Source organism: Neglectibacter timonensis, from assembly GCF_900048895.1.
Classification (GTDB): domain Bacteria; phylum Bacillota; class Clostridia; order Oscillospirales; family Acutalibacteraceae; genus Acutalibacter; species Acutalibacter timonensis.
In genome coordinates, this window is the sequence record NZ_LT160640.1 from 1,393,641 (window position 1) to 1,404,183 (window position 10,543).

8 protein-coding genes are annotated in these 10,543 nt (G+C 49.4%); 2 read left to right on the forward strand and 6 right to left on the reverse strand.

Features of this window, described 5'->3' with window-relative positions; all coding sequences use genetic code 11:
* Positions 1–83 precede the first annotated feature (83 nt).
* Positions 84–935: an AraC family transcriptional regulator gene (locus tag BN3911_RS15500; RefSeq protein WP_066867199.1), complete on the reverse strand. Its 852-nt coding sequence runs from the start codon at positions 933–935 to the stop codon at positions 84–86.
* Positions 936–1,085: 150 nt separating this feature from the next.
* Between BN3911_RS15500 and BN3911_RS15505 the strand changes: the two genes are divergently transcribed.
* Entirely contained in the window at positions 1,086–2,120 is a 1,035-nt protein-coding gene (locus BN3911_RS15505) for a magnesium transporter CorA family protein (RefSeq protein ID WP_187127773.1), read from the forward strand.
* 63 nt (positions 2,121–2,183) lie between these two features.
* On the opposite strand, the gene BN3911_RS15510 is transcribed toward BN3911_RS15505, so the two are convergent.
* From BN3911_RS15510 to BN3911_RS15530, 5 genes are all read right to left on the reverse strand, one after another.
* Positions 2,184–4,091, reverse strand: a complete 1,908-nt coding sequence (locus BN3911_RS15510) for an LTA synthase family protein (RefSeq protein WP_147578632.1) — start codon at positions 4,089–4,091, stop codon at positions 2,184–2,186.
* A 268-nt stretch (positions 4,092–4,359) separates the two neighbouring features.
* Positions 4,360–5,913, reverse strand: coding sequence for a GH39 family glycosyl hydrolase (locus tag BN3911_RS15515; protein WP_066867204.1), 1,554 nt, complete (start codon positions 5,911–5,913; stop codon positions 4,360–4,362).
* Positions 5,914–5,962: 49 nt separating this feature from the next.
* Positions 5,963–6,853: a carbohydrate ABC transporter permease gene (locus BN3911_RS15520; protein ID WP_066867206.1), complete on the reverse strand. Its 891-nt coding sequence runs from the start codon at positions 6,851–6,853 to the stop codon at positions 5,963–5,965.
* Between the two features lie 13 nt (positions 6,854–6,866).
* Positions 6,867–7,808: an ABC transporter permease gene (locus BN3911_RS15525; protein ID WP_338086379.1), complete on the reverse strand. Its 942-nt coding sequence runs from the start codon at positions 7,806–7,808 to the stop codon at positions 6,867–6,869.
* Positions 7,809–7,949: 141 nt separating this feature from the next.
* On the reverse strand, positions 7,950–9,524 hold the full coding sequence (locus BN3911_RS15530) for an ABC transporter substrate-binding protein (RefSeq protein WP_066867208.1): 1,575 nt from the start codon (positions 9,522–9,524) through the stop codon (positions 7,950–7,952).
* A 357-nt stretch (positions 9,525–9,881) separates the two neighbouring features.
* On the opposite strand from BN3911_RS15530, the gene BN3911_RS15535 reads away from it, so the two are divergent.
* A complete protein-coding gene (locus tag BN3911_RS15535; RefSeq protein WP_066867210.1) occupies positions 9,882–10,307 on the forward strand; it encodes a DUF3788 domain-containing protein in 426 nt (141 codons plus the stop codon).
* Positions 10,308–10,543: the final 236 nt, after the last annotated feature.

Consider the following 10,543-nt stretch of genomic DNA (forward strand, 5'->3'; position numbering starts at 1 on the left):
GTAAAAAAGCCTGTGTCCAGGCGGCCTGTACGGTTTTAACCGTAGCAGCTCCGGGACACAGGCTTTTCTTTGCATCAGGTGTTTTATGATTTCTTCTTTACCGGTACCCAAACCTCAAACTTGGCATTTACCGGATTGGGCTCCAGATACACCTCGATATCGGGAGCGTCGGCATATTCATAGCCGGAACCGGGCAGCCATTCGCTGACCACTCTCTTTTCCAGCTCCTGTATTCCGTTGGGCATGGCCCCGCAGCCTGGAAAAATGGCCCAGGTACATGCAGGCACCATATACTCCGTCATCCCCTCCGGAACCGGCTGGGTGCTGGCAGCGGAAATATAATAGGCCCACTGGTCCTCCCCCATACAGGCGCTGACGCCCAGAATCCCCTTGGGCTCACTGTCCATCATCTGAGCCAGACGCGGCACAGTGCCGTCTGTTGCAGCCTTTCCCCACATGGCGGGGACTGTATCGAAGTTTTTCTCAATTTCCTTTTCCAGAGGTGCGCTGACCCCTACAATACGGAAAGCCTCTTTCGTTTCAATGCGGTATTCCATCTCTGTTTCTCCCTTAATACTGATAGTAAAGCTGATCCGCTGGTAGGCTTTCAGGCCGGCCCCCTCCTTTTGGGCTGCGGATGGGGAAATCCCGTGTACGGATCGGAAGGCCCTGTTGAAGGCTGTCGGCGATTCATACCCATACTTGACGGCGGTATCCAATACCTTTTCGCCGTTCTGAAGGTCAAACGCCGCCTTGGTCATACGCCTGCGCCGTACATATTCCGACAGGGGTACCCCCGCCAGATAGGAAAACATTCTCTGATAATGATAGGCAGAACAGCAGGCTATTTTAGCAGCCTCCGCCGTTACAGGCCCCTTTTCCAGATTCCCTTCGATATAATCCAAGGATTCATTCAGTCTTTCCAGCCACTGCATATCGGTCAACCTCCAATAACAAGTATACTTGATTTAGTATATCATATCCTCTCTCTTTCTGCACGAAATGGAGAGCACTGCCTCTTGCCAGAGGGAGCCGCGCCCTGTATAATGAATTTGAATCCGCAAGAACACAATGCGGTTTTCTTTTTGAAAAGTACAACTGCTTTACACTCGGAGCTTTCTATACCATTCGTCAGAAACTCTGTAAAGCTGTTTTCTTTCTCAGACCTGACAGACTATGACGGCAAAGGCGGCGATTACGTGCGGTATCGGCTTTCGGCAAAATTGGAACCTTGTCCCCAGGAAAAAGGGCACTCTGAAACAGAATGTTATGCGGAAATTTTAAGCAGGGAGGAATTCGAAAAAAATTATCCCGAATTTTCCGCAGACCGTGCCCTATTGCGAAGTCTGGAACACCCCCATTACTGCAAGGCGGAATTGCTCCCTAACTGTGCGGCGGGCACTCTTCTGCTGCCCCAGAAAGCCGGCCTTTCCGGGGAAGGGACCGCCCTGGCCTTCATACTGGATCGCCACCGTCTGATCTTTTTGGACGACAGCGGAACAGCCGGACAGTTTTTGGAGGGGTTCTCCGCCGTGAACATCCCGAAAGACAGCGGCTCCGCATGGCTTTTCTTCGAGTTTTTGGAATCCCTGATCCGTGAGGACGCCCTGTTTCTCCAACGATATGAAAAACGCCTGGACGGTCTGGAAGAGCTGCTGTTGGAAAGCGACGGGAAGGATTTCGGCAGCAAACTCCACTTTTACCGACGGGGACTTCTCCGGTTGGGCTCCTATTATTCTCAGCTTACAGATTTGGCAGATTCCCTGGCGGATAATCGCAACGGCTTGTTTTCCGCCAAGGAGTGCAGGAATTTTGAACTGTTTTCCGACCGGGTTTCCCGGCTTTCCTCCCACATCCGGGCACTGCGGGAATATTCCCTGCAGCTGCAGGAGATTTATCAGTCCAAAATCGATGTACGGCAAAACAAGATCATGCAGTTCCTCACGGTTGTCACCACGCTTTTCATGCCTCTGACGCTGATCGCCGGATGGTACGGTATGAATTTTTCTGATATGCCGGAGCTCCATGCTCCCTACGCCTATCCCATCGTCATTGCAATCAGCATTGCTGTAACGGTAATTGAAATCATTTATTTTAAAAAAAAGAACTGGTTCCACTGAAAAAAGGCGGCTGCAGAAAGAATTCCTCTGCAGCCGCCTTTTTCTGTTCAATGCTATCCAGTACTATTTCTTCCTGCCTTTTGTTTCGTCGCCCTTCCAGGTAGCAAAATAATCGCTCTTCAGAGTATCCCAGGAAGCGTTTACCCGCTCCCTGAAATCGGCAGTGCGCTCCTGCATTGCCTCGGTCATCTCCCCCTGGTAGGCATCCGAATAGTAGACGTTTTCGTCAAACCAGGCATAGTTTGGCATGAGAACCGCTCCGCCCCTGTCACCGAAAATATCGTCTCCCACATAGTACCGCCGGTCCGCATCCAAGCCGAAAAGATTGACCAGCGTGGGTACGATGTCTACGCTGGAAGTGTATTTTTCCACGGTTTCCGGCTTTTGATCCGCAGAATACAGGAAAAACGGGGTACGGTACAGCTCGTTTTTATTCTCCCCTACTCCCTTCACCTGTTTCAGGAAAGCGTCGTCGCTCATATATTTTCCATAATGGTCCGCATAGAACACCAGCACTGTATCCTCCATGTGGCCGTCCCCCGTGAGTTTGTCCACCAACTCGCCGATGTATTCGTCCGTTTCCATGGCGTGGGCCACTGCAAGGGTATATTCCTCCATATTCTCAGCACTGCCTGTAACGCCGGATTTGGCCACCTCCGCTTTTGCCGCCTCATAATGGGGATCGGAAATATTCCGCATCTCCTCCGTATAGGGCCCGTGTCCGGAATAGGTGATAAGGTAGGAATAGAATTTATTGCCGGAGGTCATCTGGTCATAGGCACGGATCAGCTGGCTGTCCAGCATATAGTCGTCCATTCCCATATCCACATAACTGTGGTACGCTTCAAATCCCAGATTGGTGTGGATAGAACCGCGGCTGTAAATTGCCGGGCTTGCCGAATGGAAGGAATTCACCGTGTAGCCCGCATCCCGGAACAGATTCGGCAAGGAGAGAGGGAAACTGTTGGTGGAATAGGCCCGGCTGGGCAGGCCGGATACAGCTGGAATCAAGCCAGTCAGGGAGACGATCTCCGTGTTGAAAGTGCCCGCTGAAAGGTAAAGGGGCGTATAATGGTTGGCAAAATTGATGCTTTTCTGCTGAAGGGCATAAAGATTGGGCATATAATCCTCTGTCAACAGCCAGGTATCCGCCGATTCCAGCATCACCATCAGCAGATTTTTATCCTTGAAAAGCCCGGTTTTCCCGTTGTCCGGGCTCACCTCCCGGCTTTCGTAATAAGCGTCCAGCTTGTCGGCGCCCTGGTGGCTCTGCCCAATGCCGAAGGACACCGTGAAATTCCGGAAAGTGTACTGATAGAGGCCGGTCAGCATAACGCAGCGGTTTGTGTTGGTAAATTCAGAATAGATTTCCGTCTCCGCGTTGGGGTCATAGGTATTGCCCCACCACATGGTGTCTGATTTGGGCTGCAGGGAGAAATGCATGCAAAGAATCGGGACCAGAGACAACAGCGCCGCAGCGCCTGCAGCAGATTTACTGATGATCCGCTTCTTCCGGCTTTCCGGTTTGGGCGGTACGAGAAATGCGGCAAACGCCATCATCAGGACGGCGAGCACGATGCACAACAGCAGCGCTTTTCGGAAATTGAGATAGCTCCAGCTGAAAAACCTGGCGCCGTCTCCGGCAAAATTGGTGTCGGAAAAAGTAAAAAAATTCCCAAAAATGTTGAACATGGCGCAATGCACCAGGGTCAGCACCGAAAACAGCAGAATCAGGAGCATCATGGCGATCCGCCGGGCAAGGCGCGGCAGCAGGCCCAGTAATCCGGTCAGCAGCAGCGCCCAGCCCGCTGTAAACAGCATAGGTTTATAGGAAAGCACGGACGTGCCTCCCACAAACCGGTAAAAATACCGGAAAGAAAAATCCAGAAATACAAAACTGAGAAAGCACAGCGGCAGGCTCAAAGGGGACAGCCGCCGGAGCTTCTGCAAAAAACCACTTTTTTCTTCCAAACCATTTTCCTCCAAAATCAGCTCATATTTTCCAAGCAGCCTGAACAGACGGGACAGACGGCTGTAGCAAAGTAACTTTCAATATAGCATAAATTCCCCCAATCTGCAAGGATTCTTCTGGAAATTTCACTGCCTTATAAAACGGCAACAGTCCCTGGTTTCACGGCTGAAACCAGGGACTGTTAACGGGCATCGTTTATAAACCGCAAGATGCCGCCGCTTAAAGGGGAATGTCAAAACATCCGTAAACATAAATCTGGACGTTTTTTCATGTCAAATAGACCGTAAGCAATGCCATACCCATTGCAGGTATCTTTAACGTGACGGAAGCTTCCTCCTGTTCAACTGGAATCTCCAAAAGCTCACGCTCCAGTTCAGAGGCAGCTTTCAACTCTTCTAGCTGTGATTTTGTGACATACTCAGGGGATCCTTGCTCCCTCCAGCGGGCAATGGCATTAGCATGGGTGTCGTCGACACGTTCCACCTGGGCTTTCAGCACAGCTTCCTCAGAGATCTTCAGGCCTTTCAGTGTAATCTGAACCTCTTCCTCCTCAATAGGATGCAGTAGGGAATGATGATTCACCGCCAAAAGCTGTATCGCGCCGGCAGCAGCATGTTTTATCGCATAGAGATCCAGCGTCCCCTCAGCCAGTCTCTGCTCATAGAGGGAATCTCCCAGCATATGCAGCAGCTGAAAAGCTCGGTAAGACGCTTTTGGAACGCCATGCAGCGTCAGAAGGCCGAAACCGCCATGAAATTCCGCGCTGGGCATTCCATTTTCTTCGAAAATATCGCTGAAGGTCCAGTAGGAATACCCATTTACTAGCCCTACGCCGTCCAATACCGTCTTGGCGATGAAAGAAGAACCGAAAGGACCATCCGAAGGAAGGCCCGCCAGACTGTTCCATTCGGTATAATAGACTGGCAGACCGTCAGCCTCCTGAACTGCCTTTCTGGTCATCTGTGTGACAACACCCCGGTCCACGCGTTCCCACAAATGTGCCTGAAAGGCCTCCATCTTTTCCCGAAAGGTCTTTCTAAATTCCGGATCTTCCATCTGTTCCGGCGTTGGACGCCCAAAATTGGCACTGTCCTCCACGCCATATCCCAAAACCACATCTGTAGGGTAGTGATGAGTGGAGATAAAATCTATAGGCGCCTGATTTTTTCGACAGAATTCCACCATTTCCGGAATCCATGCATTGTTGGAGGTGGCGGGACCTCCAACTCGCAGGAATCGATCCTCGGATTTGACTGCTTCAGCTGTCACCTGATACAGTTTGAAGTAATCCTCCATAGAGCCTGCAAAAAAACCGTCTGGAGAATCAGGTCCCCCAAGATTAGGCTCATTCCATACCTCAAAGAACCACTGGCGCACTTCTGTGCGTCCATACCGGTCCAGCAAATGCCGCACAAAGGTGCGGATAAACCAGGACCACTTATCATGGTCTGCCGGCGGAGCTGTGTTTCCCTTATAATGGAACACTGTGGCATTCTTGCTCTTCAGGCAGTCTGGCATGAAGCCCAGCTCAATGAAGGGCTTCATGTTGATGGAGAGAAGAAAATCAAACACACTGTCGATATTGGTAAAAGAAAGCTGCACGCCATTGCCGAAACGCTCCTGTACCAACACACTCATATCGTCGTCGAACAGGCCGTGGAACCGCACATAACGAAAGCCGATCTCTCTCTGACACTGTTCCAGTTGCTTGCGGTAGTCCTCCCGTAGCGCAGTGGTTCCATGGCAGCTTCCTACACACAGCTCCCAATATTTTTGCAGCGGTTTGACCGCAGAATTCACGTCTAATTGAAATTGTTTCATCTGAATAAACTCCTTTGATTTTTTCCAAATCTGCCGTTTCTTAATTTTATCACCCTTTTACTGCGCCGATGGTGATTCCTTTTACAAAATACTTCTGGAAGAAAGGATAAATGATAAGTGCTGGCAGCGCACCCAGTACAGCTACCGCCATCTTGATTCCCGTGGAGGGCAGCGGGCCCATCTGCTGGTTTCCGGCAGCCGCCGTATTGGCGCTGCTCATCAGGAACTGCACATCCATCAACATCCGGTTGAGCAACACTTGAATGCTGTACAGACTGTCATTTTGAATATAATACAGGCCGTTGAGCCAATCATTCCAATAGCCAAGCCCCGTCAGAAGTGCCAGCGTGGCAATAATCGGCAGCGACATGGGCAGCACAATTTTCAGCAGAATCCGCATTTCCCCTGCTCCGTCAATTCTGGCCGCCTCAATGACAGCATCGGGAATATTGGAAGAAAAATAGGTACGCATCATAATGACATAGAACGCACCCATCAGCAGGTTGGGAACCAACAGTGCAAAAATGGTATTTTTGATGTGGAAGGTTTGGGTCCACATAATATATGTAGGCACCAGGCCGCCGTTAAAAAGCATGGTGAAAAAGATGAAGAAAGAGAAAATATAGCGGCCTGGCAGATCCTTTCGGGACAGAGGGTAGGCCATCAGGGTGGTCATAACCAGGCTGATACAGGTGCCTGCCACTGTGACGAAGGCAGAAATCATATATCCTCTTACAATAGAACTGGAATCCACCAGTAGATATTGATATGCATCTGCGCTGAGCTTGGCCGGAAAGAAGGAGTACCCGTTCATGATTAGCCAGTTTTCATCTGCAAAGGAGGACATAATCAGCAGCAGGAAGGGCAGAACACACACGAGGCACAGCAAAACCATGATACCATGCACAACAACCTGAAAAGTTTTATTTCTCTCTACCATAAATACTGCCCCCTCAAAACAGCGCGTTCTCAGAATCGAGCTTCCTGACGACAAAGTTTGCCGTCAGTACCAGTACAAAACCTACCAAGGATTGATATACCCCTGCAGCCGACGCCATGCCCACGTTGTTCAGCTGCATCATACTGCGGTAAACAAAGGTGTCGATGGTGTTGGTTACATCCATCAGTGCTCCCGAATTCATAGGCACCTGATAGAACAGGCCGAAATCAGAATAAAAGATGCGGCCTATACTCATCAGAGTCAGCGTGATGATGGTAGGCTTCAACCCCGGGAGGGTGACATGCAGGAATTGTTTCCAACGATTGGCCCCGTCGATTACTGCAGCTTCGTAATAACCTTGGTCAATCCCTACCAGTACAGAAAAATAGATGATGCTGTTATATCCGAATACTTTCCATACCTGTACCAGAATCAGGATAAATGGCCAATACTGCGGAGACGCATACCAGGAAACCGGTTCTTTTCCCATGGCGCCTAAAATAGAGTTATTGACAAAACCTGTGTCCGTGGCCAAAAAAGCGTTGACCAGATAGCTGACTATAACGATGGAGATCAAAAACGGCACTAGTACAATAGTTTGATATACCTGCTGGGCTTTTTTTATCTTGATTTCATTGAGCAGTACCGCTACCGCTATGGCAAACAGCGTACCTATGACGATGAACGCCAGATTGTACAACAGCGTATTTCTAGTGATCAGCAGTGCATCTTTGGTGCGGAACAGAAACTCAAAATTCTTTAGCCCTATGTTTGGACTGTTATAAAGGCCCAGGCGGGTATTGTACTGCTTGAACGCCACTACAATACCCGTCATTGGGATATAGTTATTGATAATGATATAGGCAATGCCGGGAACCATCATCAGATAGAGCGGTAGATATCGAACAAAATGCTTTTTCTCTTTTACCGGCCGTACGGCTGATACTTTTGCCACGGCAAATCCTCCTTATCGAAATTTAGCTGGCGGTTCAAAAAAGTGCGGGCAGTCGGCCCGCACCCGGAGAAGGAGCCATCCTACCGGGAAAGCTCCGCCGGGCGCGCTGCCTTCCACCCGCCTTTTTCAGTCATGCATAAATCATTTATTTTCCGCCATCCAAGCATCCAGTTTGCTCTGCTTATCCTGGATAATTGTATCAAGACCGGCGTCCCTGAGCTCTTGGTTAAACTTGCCTAGGTCGGTTTCCGGATTTAACGCGCCGGATTGCAGCGCCTTGACGTATTTATTGAGCACATTTGTGCAGGAAGTAACCTCATTGATGACGTCCGCGTTATCCCACACAAATCCCTTTGCGACGGACGCAGGGGCATTGGCATTAAACTCCCCCAGTTTCTTCCAGAGGTCGGGATCATCGCCTTCAAATACATAAGAAATCTGTTCGTTGGCAGCACCCCAGGCCAGGTTGGAGTAACCGGTGGAGCCAGCCTCCACACCGTCGGCGTAACCGACGATCCCCTGCTCCTCATCCACAAATTTCCAGTGCTTTCCTTCGATACCGTAGATAAAAATGTTGGAGAAATCAGGATTCATGTACATTTCGTTAATCACCTGCATGGCGCGTTCCGGCTTTTCGCTATTGTTGGCAATGCACCAGCGCAGACCAATGTTCGCAGAGGTGCTGTATTCCTCCACTAAAGGAGCGATATAGACCTCTTTACCGCAATTGCGGACCCATTCTGCCTCTATACCGGGCTTGATATTGGTAATAAAGGAGAATGCTTTGCCAGCGCCCAGCAAACTGTTGGCGGATTCCGTACTACTGGCAGCGTCGGGCTGCATGTATCCCTTCTGGTTAAAATCGTACATGGTGTTGATCCAGTCCACATAAGAGGCCGTCTCAAACAGGTTGACAACCTTAGGGTCGACCTCAGTGGTCAATGCATCCTCCAGCACGCCCAGGCAGCTGTCATCGCACAGGGAATCGATCCGCAAAGGACGGCGGATGTCGCCGAAATCCGCAATGAGCATATACATTTCCGGATGTTCCGCCTTAACCTTTTCAAAGATGGGCTCAGCGTCCTTCAGCGTTTTTATGCTCTCCCAATCGATACCCATAGCGTCCACAACGTCCTTCACCATTAGCAGACCGAAAGCGCTGGCCTTTTCGATGTTATAGGGAACACCCGTAATATTTCCGTTGATCGTAACGCACTGCCAGTCCAGATCGCTGATTGCAGCCTTGGTGTCAGGAGCGTATTGATCCAGATAGTCGTTCAATGGCAAGATCTGATTTTGAGACATCATGGTTGCCGGCACAAATCCAAAGGATGAAATGACATCCAGCTTTTCTCCGGAATTCAGCGCTAGGTTCGCCTGATCCTTATAAGAACCAAAACCCACACGAACCATTTCAATGACAGTGTTGTACTTGGCCTTGGTAAGCTCCGACAACTTTGCCGCCACCTCATTTGTGTCCTCTGTTTTGGCGTCGCCGAAGTACATGATCTTTACAGTATATTCTTCCTGCGTGCTCAAGTCCTCCGCGGAAACCCCACTGCCGGATTCAGCCGGAGCGGAAGTATTCGTAGCGCTGTTCCCATCGGTACTGGAGGACGGTGCCGCGGAAGAATTTCCGTCTCCACCGCAGGCTGCCATCGTGGCCGTCAGCATTGCTGCCGCCAGGATCGCCGACATGATTTTTTTCAGCTTCATGTTACTGCATCTCCTTTATATTCACCAAAATTCCCTATCCGGGAGTACATTTATCCTAGCATATCCACTATTGCCCCGAAAGAATCTTTGTGACTTATTCCTGTTAATTTTCTGACCTATCTAAATTATCATTGGTGTTCAGTATTAAAAAAATGATTATTTCTGTTAAGAATCTGACCTTCTTTTCTTTTTCCCTTTTTACTTTTCTTAATTCTGTACAAAACGGTCTGAAATCAATTGACCAAAAAACAGAAACCCTTTATAATAAAAAACATTGGAGATTCTCCTGGTTCATCAACTTGTCGGAAGCACTGCATTCCCTCTCCGGAGCGGTACTGCTATATAAAGGAGGCAGCCATGTACGAACGTATGCTGGAGAGGCAAACTCCACCCACTTATGAGGACATGATCCTCTATTGCGGCGGCGCCGGAACTCTATTCCAAGAATTGAACAGGATGCTCAGAGCAGAATTCCACACGCAGACATTAATCCGATTTCCCTATGGAAAAAAGTATGGCTGGGGCGTGAAACACTGTAAAAAAAGCAGGTATATCTGCGATATTTTTGCCGAAGCCGGTGCCTTTACCGTAATGCTCAGAATGACAAACAGGCAATTTGAAAGTGTTTATGACAAATTGTCGGAATCCACGCAGAGAGAAATTGACGGGAAATACCCCTGTGGGGATGGAGGATGGATCCATCTCCGCATTCTGAACAGGGTACAGTTTGATGATGCCATAGGGCTGTTGCTGGTGAAACTTGGAGAGAAACGGCCTGTATAAATTATTAAGCCGTTGCCGGCAAGAAAAGAAGCTGATCGCGACTGGTTGTGCGCCCAACAAAACTCTTTTTTTGAAAACTTTGTTTTCAAAAACTGAAGAGGGGCGCCCCTCTTCGTCAGGTTGAAACTCGGATGAATTCCGGGTTTTTAGTCTTGTAATAAATATCCGTCAAGAGTAGGCGGAGCGCTTTGATGGAAACAACTGCAGCCAATCTAAGAAATTGCGCACGGTAAACC